This is a genomic window from Microbacterium sp. AC026 (assembly GCF_979258475.1).
In genome coordinates this window covers 2,662,474-2,682,752 of sequence record NZ_OZ409857.1, presented here as the reverse complement: position 1 = coordinate 2,682,752, position 20,279 = coordinate 2,662,474, and the positions used below count along the sequence as shown (strand labels likewise).

The following is a 20,279-nucleotide window of genomic DNA, read 5'->3' as shown; positions in this document are numbered from 1 at the left end:
AGCTCAGCCTAGGACCGCGGTGAGCGCCTGGCCCTGAGCGACGATCGCGTCGTGCGGTTCCGGCCGCAGTTCGTGCCGTCGAACGCGCGGGCGGGCGGCACGAACTGCGACCGGAAGAGGTGAAACCGCTCAGAGCGCGGCGATCATCTCGTCGTATCCCTCGCGGAAGGTCGGGTAGTCGAGATCGCCGAGGAACTCCTGCAGCAGATGCCCGTCGAGCACCGTCCCGCCGCCGACCTCGGGGTCGAGGTGCGGCGGCGGCTCGACGCCGAGCCGGGTGGCGATATGCGCGACCACGTCTCCGAGCAGCACCGGCGCCCGATCGACGGCGTGGATCAGCGGTGGCGCGGAGTCGGCGCGCAGCATCGTCTCGAGCAGCCGCACGAGGTCCGTCTCGTGGATCCGGTTCGTGCGACGCGTGTGGTCGACCGGTGCCGCCTCTCGCACCCGTCGGATGAGGAAGTCGCGTCCCGGGCCGTAGATGCCGGCGGGCCGCACGATGCGGGCACCGAACAGCTCCATGGCCAGCTGCTCGCCCTCGACCAGATCGCCGCCTCGCTCGCTCGAGACCCGCGTCGCGTCGCGCTCGGTCAGCGGTGTCTCGCCAGGACGCCCCTCGAACACGCGCGTCGATGACACGAACACGACCCGCTCCGGCATCGACGGCAGGGCCTTCGCGAGTCCGCGCAGCGCCGGTGGATAGATCGAGTCGCCCTCGGTGCTGGGCGGCAGCGTGACCACGACCGAGTCGAAGGCCGGAAGGTCGCGGTCGAGCGGATGCCGCAGATCCGCCTCGATCGTCGGGAAGGGCAGCTCCCCGCACTCCGGCGCATGGCCGTGACCTGCGCGCCCTGCTCGACGAGCCGCTCGCCGAGTCGCACGCCGAGTTTGCCGCATCCCACCAGCAGCACCGAGCCCGGTGCGCGCGTCTCGAGACCCCACGGATCGGTCACGGGGTCAGTTCCACACGCTCGGCGCGGAGGTGCGCACGGGAGGCAGAGCGGATGCCGCGGCCCAGTCGTGCACCCACGGGTCGATCTCGGGCACGCCCTCGGGCTTGCCCACTGCGGCGAACAGCTCTTCGTTGCTGACCGTGCCTCCGGTGCGGCGCAGCATCCGCGAGCGCACGATCACCCGTGCGTAGATCTCGCCGCCGACGACGGCTCGGTGCTCGAGGAACACGGCCTTGTCGTCGTGTCCGATGAACCGGGACTGCACCTCGAACCGCTGCCAGAGCTGCAGGGACTTGCGGAAGGTGACGGTCTCGCTCGACACGACGGCGTACCAGCCGCGCTCGTTCATCGCGTCGAACAGCCCCGTGCGGATCAGCAGGTCCCAGCGACCGAGGTCGAACAGCGACAGGTAACGACCGTTGTTCATGTGGCGCAGGATGTCGATGTCGGTGGGGAGCGTCGTCAGGGTGATGCTGCTGACGGAGCCCGCGTCGAGGGTCTTGCCTCGCCGCACGCGGCGACGGGCGGAGAGGATCACGAGGAGAGTGCGCCAGATCACGTTCACGAGCACTGATCGTAGCCAGCGACGAACGATTCGCGAACATCGTTGTGCGATGTCTCCAGCGACATATCGGTGCTGCGGGAACGCTTCCGTTCGATTTCCTCTTCGCGGACCCCGCGCGTAGAGTCGCGATATGAGCGCCGAAGCCCAGCCTGAAGTCATCGTCCGTCCGGTCCGTGATGTGGATGCGGAAGCCCTGGGTCGCGTGCACGCGCAGTGCTGGCACGAGACCTATGACCACCTGATCAGCAAGGCAGCCCTCGAGAAGGTCTCGCCCCGCCGCATGGCCGAGCTGTGGACGCACTGGGCCTCGCAGGGCCCCGAGTTCACCATGCGCGCCGCGCTCGTCGACGGAGAGATCGTCGGGTTCGTCGGCTCCGGCCCCGCCCGCGACAAGGACGCCCCGGCGTTCCGCGAGCTGTACTTCATCTACCTGCTCGACGCGTACCACTCCACGGGCATCGGCCAGAAGCTGTTCGACGCCGCCGTCGAGAAGGACGAACCTCTCTACCTGTGGGTCGCGGAGGACAACCCCCGCGCCCACCGCTTCTACACGCGCAACGGATTCACGCTCGACGGCGCCAGCCACACCGAGCCGTTCCTCGGCGAGACGCTGACCGAGGTGCGCTTCGTGCGCTGAGCCCGCGGCTCGTGGCCATCGCGCTCACGTTTTCGCATGAACGGCCCCCTGCCTCAGGCAGGGGCCGTTTCGCTGCGTCGGAAGCAGTCTGGGCTGAATCGTGGACGCGTCAACGTCCGGAGACGGTGCCGAACAGCTTCGCGATCGGGGCGATGACGAGCGGCCGGGCGGCGACCCAGCCGAGAGCGATCACCACGAGGGATGCCACGAAGACCCAGAATCCGGTCCAGCCGACGGCGTCCGAGGAGGCGTACATGTGGTTGAGGTTGCGCAGGAACCCGGTGAGGAACACCAGCGCGACGTGTCCGATGATGAACACCACGAAGTAGATCATGATCGGGAAGTGCAGCGCGCGGGCCCACTCGATCGGGTAGGCCTTCGAGAGACGTTCGGCCTTCTTCGGCCACATCCCCGACATGCGGAACCCGGTCGCCGCCGCCAAGGGAGCCGCGATGAACACCGTGACGAAGTAGGCCAGCTGCTGCAGGCTGTTGTAGTTCACCCAGCCGTGCTCGGTCGGCCAGTCGAACGACACGTACTGCAGCGCGGCCGACAGCGCGTTCGGGATGACCTCCCAGCTCGTCGGCACGATGCGCGCCCAGTGTCCGGTGACGAACAGCAGCACCACGAAGATCACGCCGTTCACGAGCCAGAGGATGTCGAGCGCCTGGTGGAACCAGATCGTCAGGCTGACCTTGCCCTTGGGATCGTTGCGCGGGGTCCAGAACGCGGTCGGGCGCTTCTCGTTGCGGATGCGGAGGCCCGACCGGATGATCAGCACCATCAGGAACACGTTGAAGAAGTGCGCCCAGTTGGTCCACGGGGCGAACCCCGGTTCGACGGCGACGGCCGGCTCGTATTCGCCGGGGAACGCGGCGAGGAAGTCCTGCATGAACGGGAAGCTCAGCAGCGCCCGCACGAACGCCACGGCAGCGGCCGCCAGGATGCCGAGCGCCGCGGCGCCGAGAAGGACGGCGATCGCCTGGGTCCAGGTCGGCCGAGGTCGGTCGGATGCCGGAGCGGTCGCCGTGACGTGCCGAGGCGCACTGCCGTTCCAGACGGTGCGGGGAGCGGGCAGCGGGATCGAAGGATCCCCGAGCGCGAACGCGGCGGCGGTGGCGACGGCCGTGGTGGGTGCGGATGCCGGAGCGGCGGCCGGTGCGGATGCCGGTGCAGATGCCGCGACCTCGGGGGCTCCGTCCGCGGAGGCATGGGCATCCGCGGCTGCCGGGGCGTCCGCGGCAGCCGGGGCATCGACGGCGATGGAGGAGGCCGCGTCCGAGGCGACTGCGATCAGCGGAACGGTATCCGCCGGGGGCCACGGGTCTCCGCCTGCGACTCGCGGCAGACCGCGACGCACGGATCCCGTCTGCGCGACGACCGGGGCCGACTCAGGCGTCGGCTCGTCGAGCGTGGACGGCGAGGCGGACCGGGTCGGCACGTCTGCCGCGGCGTCGGTGGCAGCATCCGCCGGCTCCGGCGTCGAAGACGATGTCCGCGCCGCGGCAGCGCCTGCGCCTGCGACAGCCGCCACGCTCGCGGGAGGCCACGGTTCGCCACCCGGCGTGCGCGGAAGGCCCCGGCGAAGAGACGCGCCACTCGCCGCAGACGGCACCGCGTGCTCGACGACCGAGGACTCGGGGCCCGGCACGGCAGTCTCGGGAACGGCAGCCACCGGAGCGGCAGCCGCCGGGGCGGCCTCCTCCGGCCCATCGAGCGAGGTCGACGGCGCCGAGAGCGGCGATGCGTGCTCGGCATCCGCAGGCGCCTCCACGGCGATGTCGCCGGGAGGCCACGGCTCGCCGCCGGGAACGCGCGGGAGCCCGCGCCTGAGCATCCGCGTCGCCATGGCTACTTCTTCCGCGCCTCGAGGGCCGCGATCACCTGCGGGACGATCGTGAACAGATCGCCGACGACGCCGAAGTCGGCGACGTCGAAGATCGGCGCCTCGCCGTCCTTGTTGATCGCGACGATGTTCTTCGCCGTCTGCATGCCCGCGCGATGCTGGATCGCACCCGAGATGCCGAGGGCGACATACAGCTGCGGCGAGACCGAGACGCCCGTCTGACCGACCTGATGCGACTGGGGGATGTAGCCGGCGTCGACCGCCGCGCGCGAGGCGCCGACCGCTGCGCCGAGAGCGTCGGCGAGCTCTTCGACGAGCACGAACTTCTCCTTCGAGGCGAGGCCGCGACCACCCGAGACGACCCGCGTGGCGCCGCGCAGCTCAGGCCGCGTCGACGTGGACTCGACGGCCTCGACCGCGCCGACGGTCGCCCCGACGGTGCCGGATGCCGACACGGAGAGCGCGTCGATCGTCGGCGACTCCACCGCCTCGGCTCGCGCGTCGACCGCGCCCTGACGCACCGTGATGACCGGTGCGCCGAACGTGGGAGCCGAGTCGGTGAGGTACGCGCCTCCGTAGACGGAGTGGTGGGCGACGATGCCCTCGTCATCCCTCGAGACGCCGACGGCGTCGACCGACAGCGCCAGCTTCGCGCGCACGGCGAACCTCCCGGCGACATCGCGTCCGCTGATCGAGTTCGAGATCAGCACAGCATCCGGCCGCACCTGCTCGAAGGCCGCGTGCAGTGCATCGACGATCGGCACGGTGAGCACTGACGGGTCGCCGTCGGCCGTGAGCACGACCGACGCTCCGGCCGCGGCGACCTGAGCCGCCGCGTCTGCGGACCCTCCGACGACGAGCGCGACCGGAGCGCCGACGGTCGAGGCCGCGCCGATCAGTGCCGCCGTGCTGCTGGCGGGGTTGCCCGCGGGGTCGAGGTCGACCAGGACGAGGATGGGGTTCTCGGGGTAGGTCATGTCACACCAGCCTGTTCTGCACGAGGTACTCGACCAGCTTCTCGGCGGCATCGCCCTCATCGACGATCTTCACGCCGGCCGCGCGCGGCGGCTTCTCGGCGACCGACGTCATGATGGTGCGCGGTGCGGCCGCCGGGTCGGCGGAGACACCGAGGTCGTCGAGGGTGAGCACCTCGAGCGGCTTCTTCTTCGCCGCCATGATGCCCTTGAAGTTGGGGAAGCGCGCGTCGGGCAGTGCCTCGGTGATCGAGATCACCGCCGGGAGGGATGCCGAGATCGGCTGCGCTCCGGCATCCGCCCCTCGGGTTCCGGTGATGCCGTCCGAGGAGATCTCGACCGAGGTCAGCGCCGTCGCCTGCGCCCACCCCAGGTGCTCGGCGAGCATCGCCGCCATGACGCCGCCCGAGCCGTCGGTCGACAGGTTGCCGGTGATCACCAGGTCGGGTTCGCCGCGACGGATCGCCGCGGCCAGCGTCTCGGCAGTGAGGCCGAGGTCGGCCCCCGCGAGCTGCTCGTCGGCGATGTGCACTGCGGAGCCTGCGCCGATCGCGAGCGCTCGGCGCACCGATGCGGTCGAGCCGCCAGGAGCCATCGCGACCGCGACCACCTCGGTGCCCTCATTCTTGTCGGCATGGCTCAGCGCGACCTCGAGCGCGCGCTCCGTGATCTCATCGAGCACCACGTCGCCGGCACCTCTGTCGGCGAGGCCGGTCTCGAGGTTCAGCTTGCGGTCGCCATAGGTGTCCGGCACCTCTTTGACCAGGACGAAGATCTTCATCGATTGCTCCTCACGACTGCGTCGATTCTAGTCCCTTGATACTGAGTCCCACCCGATAAGCGACTGAGGACCACCAGTCGTCTCCCGGGTGCCGGGTCCCGGCTGCGGCGACGCGATGGCCTACCGTAGAACCGTGAACCGACCGCGTCCGCTGCCCGTCGATCCGCTCGCCGAGGCGAAGCGGCAGTGGCTCGCGCACGGATGGACCGATGCCGCCGACGGCATGACCGTCGTCACCTCCGTCATGCGCGCGCAGCAGCTGCTGCTCGCGCGCGTCGACGCGACGCTCAAGCCCTTCGCGCTCAGCTTCGCCCGATACGAGATGCTGCGTCTGCTGGCGTTCAGCCGGTCGGGCCGACTGCCGCTGTCGAGCGTCGTCGCCCGACTGCAGGTGCACGCGACGACCGTCACGAGCACCGCGGAGCGCCTTGTGCGCGACGGACTCATCGTGCGCGAACCGCACCCGCACGACGGCCGTGCGGCACTGCTCGCCCTGACCGAGTCGGGCCGAGAACTGGTCGCTCGCGCCACGGACGCCCTGAACGCCGACGTCTTCGCCGACCCGGGGATGAGCCGCGAGGATGCCGCCGAGCTCGTCGCGATCGTCGCCCGCATGCGCAAGGCCGCCGGCGACTTCACCGACCCCAGGCCGCAGCCCGAGCCGCTCTGACATGGCCGCGTTCGTGCTCGAGACGGTCATCGCCGCACCGCGTGAGACGGTGTTCGCAGTCGCTCTCGACCCCGGGATGCACCTGCGGTCGATGGCGCGATACCGGGAGACCATGATCGAGGCTCCCGCCGGCGGCGTGTTCACGGAGGGGTCGACCGTCACGTGGCGAGCACGGCACTTCGGCATCCCGTTCCGGCTGCGGACGATCGTGTACGACGTCGACCCGCCGCGCGGGTTCCGCGATCGGCAGCTCTCCGGGCCGTTCGGAGCGTTCGAGCACGAGCACGTGTTCGAGGAGCATCCGCAGGGAACGCTGGCCCGCGACACGATCGTCTTCCACTCGCCGTTCGGTCCGATCGGACGCCTCGTCGACCGTCTGATCCTTCGCGAGTACATGCGACGCCTGATCGAGGAGCGCAACGCCCACCTGGCATCCGAGGCCGAGGGACGCGGGCGTACACTGCCCGCATGAGCGAACTGCGCCTGCACACGATCCTCGAAGGCCGTGGCCCCGCCGCCGCGATCATCCTCACCGACGAGCAGGTCGCCTCGTTCGGAGCGGGGAAGGCGTCCCCCGTCGCGGTCACGATCGGAGGACGCACCGCCCGTCTGCGCCTGGCCCGGATGGGAGGAGCGAACATGATCGGCTTCAGCAAGGCTGTGCGCGCCGACCTCGGCGTCGAGATCGACGAGGAGGTCGATGCGGTGATCCGGCTGGATGCGGCCGAGCGCACTGTCGAGGTGCCCGCCTCCCTCGCGGAGGTGCTCGACGCCGACACCGCGCTGCGCGCCGCCTTCGACGCGCTCCCCTATTCCGTGCGCAAGGAGCACGCCCGCTCGGTGGCGGAGGCCAAACAGGATGCGACCCGCGAGCGGCGCGTCGCGAAGATCGTCGACGCGCTGCGCGGCTGAGGTCTCCCGCCGTCTGCGTTCACGCCCTGTTCCATGACTCCGGAGATCCGAGAGGGTTCGGGCTTGCCGGCGGGTGCTCGGCACGGAACGGGCGCGGTCCTCCGGAGTTGTGGACCGGCGCTCAGCGGTTCTGGAAGTCGGGCGCACGCTTCTCCCGGAAGGCGGACATGCCTTCCTTCTGGTCGGCGGTGTCGAACAGCTCGGCGAACGCCCGCTTCTCGTGGGCGAGGCCATCGGCGAGCGTCGTCTCCATCGCCGCGTCGAGCGCGGCCTTCGCGGCGAACACCGACGGCAGCGACTTCGACGCGATGGTCTCGGCGAGCCGCGTAGCCTCGGCGAGGAGGTCGGATGCCGGCACGACGCGCGACACGAGGCCGGAGCGCTCCGCCTCCTCGGCGCCCATGAACCGACCGGACAGCACGAGTTCGGCCGCCTTGTAGTAGCCCACGGCGCGGATGAGCCGCTGCGTGCCGCCCATGCCGGGAATGACGCCGAGGTTGATCTCGGGCTGCCCGAACTTCGCGGTGTCGGCGGCGAGGATGATGTCGCACATCATCGCGAGCTCGCATCCTCCCCGAGTGCGAACCCCGAGACGGCGGCGATCACGGGCGTGCGCACCGCGGCGAACTCATGCCAGACGCCGAAATGATCGGTCTCGAGCATCTCGGAGGCCGACATGCCCTCCATCTCCTTGATGTCCGCGCCGGCGGCGAACGCCTTCTCAGACCCGGTCACGACGATGGCGCCGACCCCGTCGTCGAGGTCGAAGGCCACCGCGGCCGCGGTGACCTCGTCGGCGAGGCGACTGTTCAACGCGTTGAGCGCCTCGGGGCGGTTCAGGGTGATCCACCCCACACGTCCGCGCTGCTCGACCAGGATCGTCTCGTATTCCGTCATCGTGAAGGCCTCTCCGTCGTGGTCATCTCAGTATCTCGCGCGGCTCACACGCTGCCGTCGCGGATGTCGGTGATGATGCCGGAGAAGTCGCGGGTCGCGCCGTCGCCCGCAGCGAAGGCGGCGTAGAGCTGCTGGGCGAGCCGCCCCATCCGCGCGTCGGTCGACGTCTGCTCGATCGCCTGCAGCGCGAGCCCGAGATCCTTCGCCATCAGAGCACCGGCGAAGCCCGGCTGGTAGTCGCGGTTCGCCGGGCTCGTCGGAACGGGGCCGGGCACGGGGCAGTTGGTCGTGATGGACCAGCACTGACCGGACGCCTGCGACACCACGTCGAACAGCGCCTGGTGCTCGAGCCCGAGCCGCTCGCCGAGCACGAAAGCCTCGGCCACCGCGATCTGCGAGACGGCGAGCACCATGTTGTTGCACACCTTCGCGGCCTGGCCGAGCCCCGACCCCCGCAGTGCACGATGCGCGTGCCCATGATCTCGAGCACCGGCAGTGCGGCGGCGAAGTCCTCGTCCGAGCCGCCCACCATGAACGCGAGCGTGCCGTTCTCGGCACCGACGACGCCGCCGGACACCGGGGCGTCGACATTGCGATGCCCCGCGGCGAGCGCGAGCGCGTGGGCGGCACGGGCCTCGTCGACCGCGATCGTCGACGACTCGATGAACAGGGTGCCGGGGCGGGCTGCGGCGAGCAGCTCGGTGCGGTACGCGTCGATCACGTGCCTTCCCGCCGGGAACATCGTGATGACGACGTCGGCGTCGGCGACGGCGTCCGCTCCGCTGGCCGCTACGGGGATGCCGGCGGCCTGCGCCGCCTCGATCGCCGCGGGCACCAGGTCGAACCCGTGCACCTCGTGCCCTGCGGCGACGAGGTTCTTCGCCATCGGCAGCCCCATGTGGCCGAGTCCGAGGAAGGCGATCCGGACGCTCGACGACTCGCTCATGATGCGCTCCGCATTGAGGCGGATCCCGCCGGTCGCAGCATCTCGCGCCCGACGATCAGGCGCATGATCTCGTTCGTGCCCTCGAGGATCTGGTGCACCCGCAGGTCGCGCACGACCTTCTCGATGCCGTAGTCCTGCAGGTAGCCGTAGCCGCCGTGCAGCTGCAGCGCGCGGTTGGCGACGTCGAATCCGGCATCCGTCGCGAAGCGCTTGGCCATCGCGCATCGCATCGTGGCATCCGGGGCGTGCTCGTCGACCGCCAGCGCCCCGTCGGTCACCATGAGGCGAGCGGCCTGCAGGTCGGTGCGCATGTCGGCGATCGCGAACAGGATCGACTGCTTCTCGGCCAGCGGCTCGCCGAACGCCACGCGCTCGTGCACGTACTGCACCGCCCGATCCAGGGCCCACTGGGCACCTCCGATGGAGCAGGCCGCGATGTTGAGGCGACCGCCGTTGAGCGCCGACATCGCGATCGCGAAGCCACGGCCCTCGTCGCCGAGCATTCCGGATGCGGGGATGCGCACGCCGTCGAGGATGACCTGACGGGTGGGCTGGGCGTGCCAGCCCATCTTCTTCTCGGGAGCCCCGAAGCTGAGCCCCTCGGCATCGCCGGGAACGAGGAAGGCGCTGATGCCCCGGGCTCCCGGCTCGCCGGTACGGGCCATCACCACGTAGACGGCGGCCTCGCCGGCACCCGAGATGAACTGCTTCACGCCGGTGAGGAGGTAGTCGTCCCCGTCGCGCACTGCGCTCGTGGCGACGTTCGCGGCATCGGATCCGACGCCCGGCTCGGTCAGGCAGTAGCCGCCGAACTCCTGCATGGCGGTGAGGTCGGGCAGCCAGCGGCCGCGCTGCGCATCGTCGCCGTAGGTGTCGATCATCCACACCACCATGTTGTGGATCGAGATGTAGGCGGCGACGGCGGGATCGCCCTTCGCGAGCTCTTCGAAGATCGCCACGGTGTCGGAGCGGCTGAGGCCCGTGCCGCCGAACTCCTCGCTCACGTAGATGCCGCCGAGGCCCAGCTCTCCGGCCTTGCCGAGCGACTCGCGGGGGAAGATGTGCTCCTCGTCGCGTTCGGCGGAGAAGGGTGCGAGCTCGGTCTCGGCGAACTCGCGGACGGCGTCGAGAATGGCCTCGCGCTCTTCGGCGGTGGTGGTGACGGTGGTCATTGTCATGTCGATTCCTTGTGGGCGTCGCGAGGTCAGTGCATGGTGGGGATCACGAAGCTGGCGCCGTCGCGGATGCCGGCCGACGGCCAGCGGCTCGTGACCGTCTTGGTCTTCGTGTAGAAGCGGAAGGCATCGGCGCCGTGCTGGTTGAGGTCGCCGAACCCGCTGCGCTTCCAGCCGCCGAACGTGTAATACGCGATCGGCACCGGGATCGGCACGTTGACGCCGACCATCCCGACCTCGACCCGTGCGGCGAAGTCGCGTGCCGCGTCTCCGTCGCGCGTGAAGATCGCGACGCCGTTGCCGTACTCGTGCTCGGATGCCATGCGCAGCGCCTCCTCGTAATCGGCGGCGCGGGCGATCACGAGCACCGGTCCGAAGATCTCCTCGCGGTAGATCGCCATGTCGGTGGTCACGTCGTCGAACAGCGTCGGTCCGAGGTAGAAGCCCTGCTCATGACCGGGCACCGTGAAGCCGCGACCGTCGGCCAGGAGGGTCGCGCCCTCGTCGACCCCCTGCTGGATGTACCCCTCGACCCGCTCGACGGCAGCCCGGGTGACGAGTGGCCCGTAGTCGACGTCGGAGGCGAGGGACGGGCCGATCCGCAGCTGAGCCACGCGCTGGGTGAGCTTGGCGGCGAGAGCATCCGCCGTCTCCTGGCCGACCGGCACCGCGACCGAGATCGCCATGCAGCGCTCGCCCGCCGATCCGTATCCCGAGCCGATCAGCGCGTCGACGGCCTGGTCGAGGTCGGCGTCGGGCATGACGATCATGTGGTTCTTGGCGCCGCCGAAGCACTGCGCGCGCTTGCCGTGCGCGGCCGCCGTCGAATAGATGTACTCGGCGGTCGGTGTCGAGCCCACGAAGCCGACGGCGCGGATGCGGTCGTCGGTGAGCAGCGCGTCGACGGCCTCTTTGTCACCGTGCACGACGTTGAGGACCCCGGCGGGCAGCCCCGCCTCGAGGAACAGCTCGGCGATGCGCACCGGCACCGAGGGGTCGCGCTCGCTGGGCTTGAGCACCACGGCGTTGCCGGCGGCGAGGGCGGGGCCCGCCTTCCACAGGGGGATCATCGCCGGGAAGTTGAACGGGGTGATCGCCGCCACCACTCCGAGCGGCTGCCGCATCGAGTAGACGTCGATGCCGGCGCCGGCACCCGTCGAGTACTCGCCTTTGAGCAGGTGCGGCGCGCCCGCGGAGAACTCGATGACCTCGAGACCCCGCTGGATGTCGCCCTTCGCATCGTCGACCGTCTTGCCGTGCTCGCTCGCAAGCAGCTCGGCGAGCTCGGTCATCTCGCGCTGCACGAGATCGAGGAAGCGCAGCAGCACACGTGCGCGCTTCTGGGGGTTGGTCGCCGCCCACTCGACCTGCGCGGCCTCGGCGTTCGCGATCACATCGGCGACCTCCTGCGCGGAAGCCAGCGGCACGCGCGCCTGGACGGATCCCGTGCTCGGATCGAACACGTCGGCGAAGCGCCCTCCCTCGGGGGTGAGGTGCTTTCCGCCTACGAAGTGGGGAATGGTACGAGTCATTGTGCGATGTCCCTTCGCGCCGTCGTTGGCACTATGACGATGGTACTTCGGCATCCGCATATTTACTAGGGCGTCCTTGCAGTTGCGGAAGTACGCCGGATGACTGTGCTGGAAAGCGCTTCCCCGCTAGGGTCGAGAGAGCAGGCCGAACACCCGACCCAGGAGACTCATGCACTACGGCGCCGACTACAACCCCGAGCAGTGGCCGCGAGAGGTGTGGCCGGACGACGTCCGGCTGATGCGCGAGGCCGGCGTGACGCTCGTGAGCCTGGGGATCTTCTCGTGGTCGCGCATCCAGCCGGCCGAGGGCGAGTTCGACTGGGAGTGGCTCGACGAGATCATCGGGCTGCTGCACGAGGGCGGCATCCAGGTCGACCTCGCCACCGCCACCGCATCCCCGCCGCCGTGGGCCTCGACCGCCTACCCCGAGATGCTGCCGCAGGATGCCGACGGCTCGACGTTCTGGCCCGGCAGCCGCCAGGCCTTCGCGCCCTCCTCTCCCGTCTACCGTCGCCTCGCGGCCGAACTCGTCACCGCTCTCGCGGAGCGCTACGCGCAGCATCCTGCCGTCGTGCTGTGGCACGTCAACAACGAGTACGGATGCCATCTGCACTACGACTACTCCGACGCCGCGCGCGACGCGTTCCGCGCGTGGTTGCAGCGCAGGTACGCGACGATCGACGCCCTCAACCACGCCTGGGGCACGGACTTCTGGTCGCAGCGCTACACCGACTTCGATCAGATCGTGCCGCCGCGCAAGGCGCCGTACAGCATCAACCCGACCAGCGTGCTGGACTTCAAGCGGTTCACCTCCGACACCCTGCTCGAGCTGTACGTGATGGAGCGCGACATCATCCGCGCCGCGGGAGCGACCCAGCCGATCACGACCAACTTCATGGGCGCGTTCCCGCCGGCCGACTACTGGAAGTGGGCGGCCGAGGTCGACGTGATCAGCGACGACAACTACCCCGATCCCAACGACCCCGAGTCGTTCCGCGGGGCCGCGTTCGCACGCGAGCTGATGCGCGGTCTCAAGCCCGGGGTGCCCTGGATCCTCACGGAGCAGTCCACCAATGCCCTGAACTGGCGTCCCACCAACGCCCCGAAAGCACCCGGTCAGATGGCGGCGATCAGCGCGCAGGCGGTGGGCCGAGGCGCCGACGGGATCATGTTCTTCCAGTGGCGGCAGTCGCGCCGCGGCAGCGAGAAGTTCCACTCGGCGATGGTGCCGCAGGCCGGGCTCGACACCCGCACCTGGCGGGAGGTCGTCGAGCTGGGCGGACAGCTCGCGCAGCTCCCCGAGATGCCGGACGTCTCGTCGGGGGCGAAGATCGCTCTCGTCTTCGACTGGGAGAACTGGTGGGCGATCGACGGGCGCGACCACCCGATCGTGCTCGACTACCTGACGCTCTCGCACCGCTGGCATGCGGCGCTGCATCGGCAGAACCTCGCGGTCGACATCGTGAACACGACGAGCGATCTCCGCGGCTATTCACTCGTGGTCGCGCCTCAGCAGTATCTGCTGAGCGATGAGGGCGCCGCGAATCTCACGGCGTATGTCGCGCAGGGCGGCGACCTGTTCGTCTCGGCGTTCAGCGATGTCGTCGACCAGGACGACGCGTTCCGCGAGGGCGGCTTCATCGTCTCGCTGCGGGACGCGCTCGGCGTCGCGCTCGAGGACTTCGGGGCGCTGGTGCCGCCCGAGTCGGTGCGATCGGCCGACTCGGCCGGAGAGGTCGCGAGCCACGCCGTGCCCGACGGGCCAGGCCAGTCGGAGGCGCCAGTGGACAGCCCCGCGGGGACGATCGTCGGCCAGTACTTCGCGGAAGAGCTCCTCGTGCAGGATGCCGAGGTGCTGGGTCGCTTCACCGAGGGTCGCACCGCCGGGCGAGCGGCGTTCACCCGCAAGGCCTTCGGGGACGGCAACGGCTACTACCTCGCGACGATCCCGGACGACGCCGGCATGGCAGCCGTGCTGCGCTGGCTCGCCGTCGAGGCGGGAGTGACCGCCGAGATCGAGGGCCTTCCCGAGCACGTCGAGATCGCACGCCGAGGCGGCATCCTCACCGTCATCAACCACAGTGCGGAGCCGTTCGCGGTCGATGTGCCCGGCCGCGACGTGCTCACGGGGTCGACCGCGGCGCGCCGCGAGCTCGGTGCGTACGGCTGGGCGTTCATCGACACGAGCGGGGTCGACGCGCGGGACTGATCACGCGAGGACGGCCGCGGTCGCGCGGGTCGAGGGGTGCGGCGCGCGGCCGCACCCTCGACCCGACCTCAGTAGACGATCACCGGGAGGTTGCGCGTGCTGCGCGAGTCCTGCCACGGCTCCGTGCCGTCGAAGCGGACCGTGAGCAGGTGCACCCCACGGCTCAGCTTCGGCACCGAGACGGTGACCCTGCCCTTGTCGGAGGGAGCCAGCTCGACCGTGGCGACGACCTTGCCGCGGTCGTGCACCGTCACCGTGCCCACCGGCGCGCTGCCGTCGTCGGCCGCCACGGTGACCTTCACGGTGGCGCTCTTGCCCGACTTCACCAGCAGGTCGGAGGAGGCGCGCACCCGCGTATCGATCGGCTGCACCTGGTCGTCGACCAGCACGGCGACCGACCGGGCGGGGATCGTCACGGTGCCGGTCGCGGCGTCCCAGGTCGTGGTCTTGACCACGGCATCCGCTCCGTTCGCCTGAGCCGGGGTCAGCGCGAACGAACGCCCGGCCAGGCCCGCGACGGTCTGCGTGACCGGCGCAGGAGAGGAGTTGAACGCGACGAGCGCCCCGTCGAGATCGGCGTCGGCGTCGGGACCCGTCAGGTCGTCGATCTGCATCAGGATCACGCCCGGAGCCGCCCCCGCCCCGCCGTTCGGGAACGTGATCTTCTGCTGGATCAGCTCGGCCGAGCCGAGCCGCAGCAGATCGACCTCGTCGCGGATGCGCAGCAGATCGAGAGCGGATGCCTCTGCGGCCGCCATGTCGGCCGCGGCCGGCTTGAGCGCAGGATCGGCGAGCAGCGGCGCCATGATCGGCCACTTCTCCTCGTTGTCCGCCGCGGTCGGCAGCCCCGAGCCGAACGTCGACTCCTGACCGGTCCAGTCGATGCGGTTGAACCAGTCACCGGAGTTGTAGCTGTTGCGATCGAGGGACTTCGACCGCAACAGCTCGGTGCCTGCATGCCAGAACGACGGCGACTGCGAGAGCGTCACAGTCGCGAGCTCCAGCGTGTTCATCCGCACGCGGTCGGCCATCGTCGTGTCGACCGGGAGCTTGAGCACCGAGAGGTCGTAGAGCGTCTCGTTGTCGTGCGCATCGACGTAGTTGATCGTCTCGTCCGGCTGATCGGCATAGCCCGCCGCGGAGCCGCGATAGTCGATCGCCTCTCCTGCCGTGACCGAGCCGTCGCTCGTGGTGAACTCGAAGTCGCGCAGATTGCCCGCCAGCCCGAGCTTGACGAGATCGGTCTCGTGGCCGAGGTCGGCGAGCGCCTGCTCGACCGTGCCGTTGATCGGATCGCCGTTCGGGTCGGTGCCGAGACCGGTGCCGAAGCCCTGACGGAACGTCGACGACGAGTCGACCGGGCTGCCGCCGTGCACGGCGTCGCGCAGGCGGTCGTTGAACGTGCCGATGCCGGTGCCTCCCAGCTGCCCCTGGGTGGCCTGCTCGAACAGCGCATCGTCCGCCACCTCGCCGAAGTTCCAGCCCTCGCCGTACAGATGGATCGCCGAACCGTCGACGCCGTCCTTCGCGAGGGTCAGGGCGTCGAGCGCGTCGCGGATCGCCTGCATGTTCGTCGTCGAGTGGTGGCCCATGAGGTCGAAGCGGAAGCCGTCGACCTTGTAGTCGCGCGCCCAGGTCACGATCGAGTCGACCATGAGCTTCTGCGCGGCGAGGTGCTCGGTCGCGACGTTCTGGCAGCACGTCGAGGTCTCGACGCCGCCGGCCGCGTTCAGCCGGTGGTAGTAGCCGGGCACGACCTGGTCGAGCACCGACTTCTCGGCCTGACCGGATGCCGCCGTGTGGTTGAACACCTCATCGAGCACGACCTGCAGGTCCATGTCATGGAGAGCGCCGACCATCGACCGGAACTCGCTGACCCTGGCGCCGCCGTCGGCGTCGACCGCGTACGAGCCCTCGGGCGTCGAGTAGTGGTACGGATCGTAGCCCCAGTTGAAGCCGTCGGCATCCGCGACCGCCTGGATGCACGCCTGCTGTGCCGCGTCGGCCGGGCCGAACGAGGCGAGGTCGCAGTCGGGCACCGCCTGCGCTGCGCGGTCCTCCTCGATCGAGGCGATGTCGAAGGAGGGCAGCAGGTGCACGGTGTTGATTCCGGCATCCGCGAGCTGCTTCAGCTGATCGGTGCCCGCGCTGTCGCGGGTGAACGCCAGGTACGTGCCGCGCTCGTCGGCCGGAACCGTCTCGTCGCTGATCGAGAAGTCGCGGATGTGCAGCTCGTAGATCGCCCGGTCGACCGCGCGCTCGACGACCGGCGCTTCGGCCTTCTGCCACTGCTTCGGCTGCCAGGCCTTGTCGTCGAGGTCGATGGCGACCGAACGCCGCGAGTTCAGGGTGAGCGCCGTCGAGTAGGGATCGGTGACCCGGTTCGTCTCGATCGCACCGGTCGTCGGCGCATAGACCACGACCTCCCACAGGAACTCGTCGCCCTTGAGATCCTTGGCGCCCGCGACCGACCAGACGCCGGACGCCGCATCCCACGCGGCCTCGTGCCGGGCGGGGTCGCCCTCGGCGCCCTCGTCCCAGGTGAGAAGGGTCGCGCTCTGCGCCGTCGGCGCCCACAGCCGGAACGTCGGCTTCTTGCCCGAGAACGTCACGCCCAGGTCGACGTCGTCGAGGGCTGCGGCATAGAGATCGTCGAGAACCCCGGCGATCTGCACGCCGGTGAATGCGGAGGGCGCACCCGTCTCGTCACGCTGGACGACCGCGAGCTGCGCGCGCAGCAGTGTCGCCGCATCGGCATCCGTCACCCGCAGGGCGAGGTATCCGTCGAGCGCGGGGAACCGGGCGAGCTGCTCGTCCGTCAGGCCGCCCTCGATCACCTCGAGCGCGATCGACTCGCCACCCGCGATGTCGCCGTCTGCCACCGCGAGCGAGGCGTCCGCCGAGGAGTACAGCTGATAGGCGGCCTTGTCGCCAGACCCGAGAGTCGCCGGCCAGGCGATCGTCTCGGCGTCGACCCACTGCGCGCGCTGCTCTCCGATTCCGGGGAGCTGCGGGTCCGCGCTCACGACCTCGAGAACGTGCGTCGCCAGCGTGTAGCGGAACGACGTCACGCTGCCCTCGGCCGCGCTGAACGAGATGTTCGCGCCGCCCGGCACTCCGTCGGCGCCGTAGTTCTCAGCCCAGCTCAGGCCGTGCGCCACCTTGAGCTCGTAGGCTCCGGTGGGGAGGTCGGCGGTGGAGAACTCGTAGACGCCGTCGCGGTCGCCGTCGGCCATGAGGGTGCCGAGGCAGTCGGGAGACCAGTCCGCCGCGCAGCCGAGCTCGTCCTGCAGAGAGCCCGGCAGCGTCACGATGGGTCCGTCGGCCGAGGACTGCACGATGTTCGTGCGCGGGTCGAAGTAGAAGGTGATCGGCCCGCCCGCGTGAGTGAGCGTGACGTTCGAGCCGTCCGGCACACCGTTCGCACCGTAGTTGACGGCCCAGCTGCCGTTGATCGCGGCCTTGTACTCGTAGTCGCCGGCCGGCAGATCAAAGCCCCCTCCCATACGCCGTCGGCGCGCAGGGTCAGCTTCGCCTTCTCGCAGGCAGGGTCCCAGTCGCCCGCACAGCCCATCTCGGAGTTGAGACTGCCGGGCACGGTCACCATGTCGATCGGAGACTCGGGCTCCTCGCCGGCCGTCAGCGTCACGGCGTTGCCGACCGACGCGTACGTCGAGGCTGCGGCGTGGTTGCCCGCGGCATCCGTCGTCACGGCCCGGTATTCGACGAGCGTGCCGTTCGCGAGATCGCGGATGTCGTGGAAGACGCGGGGGGCGGTGTCCTCCGCGGTGCCGAGCGCCTGCCATTCCTCGGAGCCGACGACGCGCCAGGCGAAGCTCGTCTGCGCCCACTGATCGGCGATGTCGGCCTGCACGGCGGACTGTCCGGTGACACCGGCTCCGGCGGCGGGCACGACGACCTCGACGGATGCCGCCTCGGACGGCGCCGTGACGGTCGAGTCGGCTTTCCAGACCACCGCCGACAGAGCCGGCACCGTGATCGAGGCGGCCGCACCGGCATCCGTGGCGAGGGACGCGGCGTCACCGTAGAGCACCTCGTACGAGGCGTCGGCGGTCAGCGTGGTGAGGTCGACCGTCTGCGCGGTGGCGGCGTTGTTCACGGCCACCAGGTATTCGACCTTGTCGTCGGCATCCACGCGGGAGAACGCGTACACACCAGCACCGGACGCCGCGTACCGCTCGATCTGCGCGCCCTCGCTGAGCGCGGGGTTCGACTCCCGGAGCTCTGACAGCGCGGCGATGTGCTCGTAGAGCGCGGCATCCGTCGCATAGCGGTCGACCGAGCCGGCCTGCTCACCGGTGATGAGGTTCTGATTCGCGTAGTCGGCGACCTGGGTGGCGAAGAGCGACTGCCGGGCGTCCTTGTCGCCGCCGGGGCCGGTGAAGCCCTGCTCGTCGCCGTAGTAGACGACCGGCTGACCCCGGGTGAGGAACATGAGCTCGTGCGCCAGCTCGTCGCGCTCGAGCGGAGCATCCGTCGTCTGGAGGAAGGATCCGACCCTGCCCATGTCGTGGTTGCCGAGGAACGTGGGCAGTGCCGTCGCCGACGAGTCGGGTGTCGTGTAGCGATCGTCGCCCGCGAACAGGGACTGCAGGCCCTTGGCCGAATTGCCCGACGCGTAGCTGACGGCGGAGGACTGGAACGTGAAGTCGAGGATCGAGTTCATGTCGGTGTCTCGCACGTACGGTGCGAGCTTCACCGGGTCGGCGTCGTAGACCTCGCCGAACATGAAGAAGTCGTCGTTGCCCTTCTCGTGCGCGTAGTCGAGGACGTCGGCCGTCCATTTCTCCCAGAACTCGAAGTTCACATGCTTGACGGTGTCGATGCGGAAACCGTCGATGCCGAGGTCGATCCACTTGTCGTAGACCTCGACGAAGCCGTTGACCACCGTCGGGTGCTCGGTCATCAGGTCGTCGAGTCCGCTGAAGTCGCCGTATGTGACCGACTCCCCGACCAGGTCGAGTCTCCGCGGTTGTGATAGAGCGACGGGTCGTTCAGCCAGGCCGGCACCTTCACGTCGGCCTCGGTGTCGACGATCACCGGCGTGTAGGGGAAGCTCGTCGCCGGGTCGAGTTCGGGGAACCCGTCGGTGCCCGCGTGGTCGGCCGGGTCGAACGCCGTGCCCGCGGCATCCGTGTAGGGACTCGTCGCCTGGTCGATGTAGGAGTACTGCCCCTCGGCGTAGTCGATGACGTCGGCGGTGTGGTTGGTGATGATGTCGAAGTACACCTTGATGTCGCGGGCGTGCGCGTCGGCGATCAGCGCCTGCAGCTCCTCATTGGTGCCGAGGTGCGGGTCGATGCGGGTGAAGTCGGTGATCCAGTAGCCGTGATAGCCGGCCGAGGCGTCGGCGCCCTCACCCTGCACCGGCTTGTTGGCGAAGCTCGGCGTCAGCCAGATCGCCGATGTGCCGAGCCCCTCGATGTAGTCGAGGTTCTCGCGGATTCCGGCGATGTCGCCGCCCTGATAGAAGCCCTTGTCCGTGGGGTCGAAACCGGTGGTGAGCCGGTCGCCCTCGAGACCGCCGGTGTCGTTGGCCGTGTCGCCGTTCGCGAAGCGGTCGGTCATCACGAAGTAGAACTGCTCGCCGGCACCCGCCTGTCGGGCCGGGCTCGCGATGAGCGCCTCATCGTCGGAGGTGTAGCCGCCACGCAGGTCGGTGGACTCGAGCCCGACGCGCTTGAGCGTGTCGTCGAACGTGAAGCGGAGGGTTGTCGGGCCGGCCACCGTCAGAGGGATGTCGTCGGCCCCGCCGTCGAGCCCGTACGCCTCGTCCCAGCTGTCGTTCACCGCGACCTTGTACTGCCACGTGCCCGCAGGGACCTCGAACTCGGCCGAGTAGATGCCCTCGGCGCCCGTGGGCTCGAGCTCGGTCTCGGTGCAGTCGGGCGCCCAGTCCGCCGCGCAGCCGAGCTCGGACTGCAGCGAGCCCACGAGAGCCACGGTGCGATCGGCCGCCGCGGCGGATGAGCCGCCGAGAGTGCCGGCCGCGCCGAAGCCCGAGACGACGAGCGCGGTGGCGGCGAGTAGAGCGAGCGGACGTGAAGCGGTCGTCTTCGACCGAGCCGACTTGAACAAATGATGCTCCCTGATGGCGGCGGACACGACGACGTGTCCGGAGGCTTGCGAGTGAAGCTAGCAGGGCGGGCTCCATGACTGCA

The 20,279-nt window shown here is 69.7% G+C and carries 12 protein-coding genes and 4 pseudogenes; 5 read left to right on the top strand and 11 right to left on the bottom strand.

All coding sequences use genetic code 11. The annotated features are described in order from the left end of the window. Positions 1-129: 129 nt before the first annotated feature. Together ACZZ93_RS13430 and ACZZ93_RS13425 are read right to left on the bottom strand one after the other, a co-directional pair. Positions 130-897, bottom strand: a complete 768-nt coding sequence (locus tag ACZZ93_RS13430; protein WP_463511295.1) for a Rossmann-fold NAD(P)-binding domain-containing protein — start codon at positions 895-897, stop codon at positions 130-132. 60 nt (positions 898-957) lie between these two features. Further along, on the bottom strand, positions 958-1,518 hold the full coding sequence (locus ACZZ93_RS13425) for an acyl-CoA thioesterase (RefSeq protein WP_056280685.1): 561 nt from the start codon (positions 1,516-1,518) through the stop codon (positions 958-960). A gap of 130 nt (positions 1,519-1,648) precedes the next feature. On the opposite strand from ACZZ93_RS13425, the gene ACZZ93_RS13420 reads away from it, so the two are divergent. Then, a complete protein-coding gene (locus ACZZ93_RS13420) occupies positions 1,649-2,155 on the top strand; it encodes a GNAT family N-acetyltransferase (protein WP_053097837.1) in 507 nt (168 codons plus the stop codon). Between the two features lie 109 nt (positions 2,156-2,264). Here ACZZ93_RS13420 and ACZZ93_RS13415 read toward each other — a convergent pair whose 3' ends face one another. The 3 genes from ACZZ93_RS13415 to ACZZ93_RS13405 are packed head-to-tail and all read right to left on the bottom strand — an operon-like array spanning position 2,265 to position 5,756. Beyond that, positions 2,265-4,004 (bottom strand): cytochrome b/b6 domain-containing protein, encoded by a 1,740-nt coding sequence (locus tag ACZZ93_RS13415; RefSeq protein ID WP_463511293.1) that lies wholly within the window; start codon positions 4,002-4,004, stop codon positions 2,265-2,267. Positions 4,005-4,006: 2 nt separating this feature from the next. Continuing rightward, complete coding sequence (locus tag ACZZ93_RS13410) at positions 4,007-4,978, bottom strand: electron transfer flavoprotein subunit alpha/FixB family protein (protein WP_463511292.1); 972 nt, start codon at positions 4,976-4,978, stop codon at positions 4,007-4,009. 1 nt (position 4,979) lies between these two features. After that, a complete protein-coding gene (locus tag ACZZ93_RS13405; protein WP_053097843.1) occupies positions 4,980-5,756 on the bottom strand; it encodes an electron transfer flavoprotein subunit beta/FixA family protein in 777 nt (258 codons plus the stop codon). Between the two features lie 133 nt (positions 5,757-5,889). Between ACZZ93_RS13405 and ACZZ93_RS13400 the strand changes: the two genes are divergently transcribed. Genes ACZZ93_RS13400 through ACZZ93_RS13390 form a run of 3 tightly spaced genes read left to right on the top strand, consistent with a single transcriptional unit; the run spans position 5,890 to position 7,338 of the window. After that, positions 5,890-6,426: a MarR family winged helix-turn-helix transcriptional regulator gene (locus ACZZ93_RS13400; RefSeq protein ID WP_053099260.1), complete on the top strand. Its 537-nt coding sequence runs from the start codon at positions 5,890-5,892 to the stop codon at positions 6,424-6,426. Between the two features lies 1 nt (position 6,427). Next, positions 6,428-6,898 carry an SRPBCC family protein gene (locus tag ACZZ93_RS13395; RefSeq protein ID WP_053097845.1) on the top strand — a complete coding sequence of 157 codons (471 nt, stop codon included), beginning with the start codon at positions 6,428-6,430 and terminating at the stop codon, positions 6,896-6,898. Continuing rightward, positions 6,895-7,338 carry a YdeI/OmpD-associated family protein gene (locus tag ACZZ93_RS13390; RefSeq protein ID WP_463511291.1) on the top strand — a complete coding sequence of 148 codons (444 nt, stop codon included), beginning with the start codon at positions 6,895-6,897 and terminating at the stop codon, positions 7,336-7,338. Before ACZZ93_RS13395 ends, ACZZ93_RS13390 begins: the two co-directional genes overlap by 4 nt. Positions 7,339-7,459: 121 nt before the next feature. On the opposite strand, the pseudogene ACZZ93_RS13385 reads toward ACZZ93_RS13390, so the two are convergent. The 4 genes and pseudogenes from ACZZ93_RS13385 to ACZZ93_RS13370 all read right to left on the bottom strand — a co-directional run bounded on the left by ACZZ93_RS13385 (position 7,460) and on the right by ACZZ93_RS13370 (position 11,888). Continuing rightward, positions 7,460-8,235: pseudogene (locus tag ACZZ93_RS13385) on the bottom strand (enoyl-CoA hydratase-related protein). A gap of 44 nt (positions 8,236-8,279) precedes the next feature. Then, a pseudogene (mmsB, locus tag ACZZ93_RS13380) lies at positions 8,280-9,181 on the bottom strand (3-hydroxyisobutyrate dehydrogenase). Next, on the bottom strand, positions 9,178-10,359 hold the full coding sequence (locus tag ACZZ93_RS13375) for an acyl-CoA dehydrogenase family protein (protein ID WP_463511290.1): 1,182 nt from the start codon (positions 10,357-10,359) through the stop codon (positions 9,178-9,180). Before ACZZ93_RS13375 ends, mmsB begins: the two are co-directional and overlap by 4 nt. 26 nt (positions 10,360-10,385) lie before the next feature. Further along, positions 10,386-11,888, bottom strand: a complete 1,503-nt coding sequence (locus ACZZ93_RS13370; protein WP_463511289.1) for a CoA-acylating methylmalonate-semialdehyde dehydrogenase — start codon at positions 11,886-11,888, stop codon at positions 10,386-10,388. A 169-nt stretch (positions 11,889-12,057) separates the two neighbouring features. Here ACZZ93_RS13370 and ACZZ93_RS13365 point away from each other — a divergent pair, with 169 nt between their 5' ends. After that, positions 12,058-14,097 carry a beta-galactosidase gene (locus ACZZ93_RS13365; RefSeq protein ID WP_463511288.1) on the top strand — a complete coding sequence of 680 codons (2,040 nt, stop codon included), beginning with the start codon at positions 12,058-12,060 and terminating at the stop codon, positions 14,095-14,097. Positions 14,098-14,165: 68 nt separating this feature from the next. Here ACZZ93_RS13365 and ACZZ93_RS13360 read toward each other — a convergent pair. Together ACZZ93_RS13360 and pulA are read right to left on the bottom strand one after the other, a co-directional pair. Continuing rightward, positions 14,166-14,411: pseudogene (locus tag ACZZ93_RS13360) on the bottom strand (Ig-like domain-containing protein); the annotation flags it as partial. Between the two features lie 60 nt (positions 14,412-14,471). Further along, positions 14,472-20,196 (bottom strand): annotated as a pseudogene (pulA, locus tag ACZZ93_RS13355) (pullulanase-type alpha-1,6-glucosidase); the annotation flags it as partial. Between the last annotated feature and the right edge of the window lie 83 nt (positions 20,197-20,279).

Bases quoted from the DNA above. Each gene is read 5' to 3' on its own strand.
- ACZZ93_RS13430 (WP_463511295.1), bottom strand. From the start codon at position 897: ATGCGGCAAACTCGGCGTGCGACTCGGCGAGCGGCTCGTCGAGCAGGG.
- ACZZ93_RS13420 (WP_053097837.1), top strand. From the start codon at position 1,649: ATGAGCGCCGAAGCCCAGCCTGAAGTCATCGTCCGTCCGGTCCGTGAT.
- ACZZ93_RS13415 (WP_463511293.1), bottom strand. From the start codon at position 4,004: ATGGCGACGCGGATGCTCAGGCGCGGGCTCCCGCGCGTTCCCGGCGGC.
- ACZZ93_RS13410 (WP_463511292.1), bottom strand. From the start codon at position 4,978: ATGACCTACCCCGAGAACCCCATCCTCGTCCTGGTCGACCTCGACCCC.
- ACZZ93_RS13405 (WP_053097843.1), bottom strand. From the start codon at position 5,756: ATGAAGATCTTCGTCCTGGTCAAAGAGGTGCCGGACACCTATGGCGAC.
- ACZZ93_RS13395 (WP_053097845.1), top strand. From the start codon at position 6,428: ATGGCCGCGTTCGTGCTCGAGACGGTCATCGCCGCACCGCGTGAGACG.
- ACZZ93_RS13390 (WP_463511291.1), top strand. From the start codon at position 6,895: ATGAGCGAACTGCGCCTGCACACGATCCTCGAAGGCCGTGGCCCCGCC.
- ACZZ93_RS13375 (WP_463511290.1), bottom strand. From the start codon at position 10,359: ATGACAATGACCACCGTCACCACCACCGCCGAAGAGCGCGAGGCCATT.
- ACZZ93_RS13370 (WP_463511289.1), bottom strand. From the start codon at position 11,888: ATGACTCGTACCATTCCCCACTTCGTAGGCGGAAAGCACCTCACCCCC.
- ACZZ93_RS13365 (WP_463511288.1), top strand. From the start codon at position 12,058: ATGCACTACGGCGCCGACTACAACCCCGAGCAGTGGCCGCGAGAGGTG.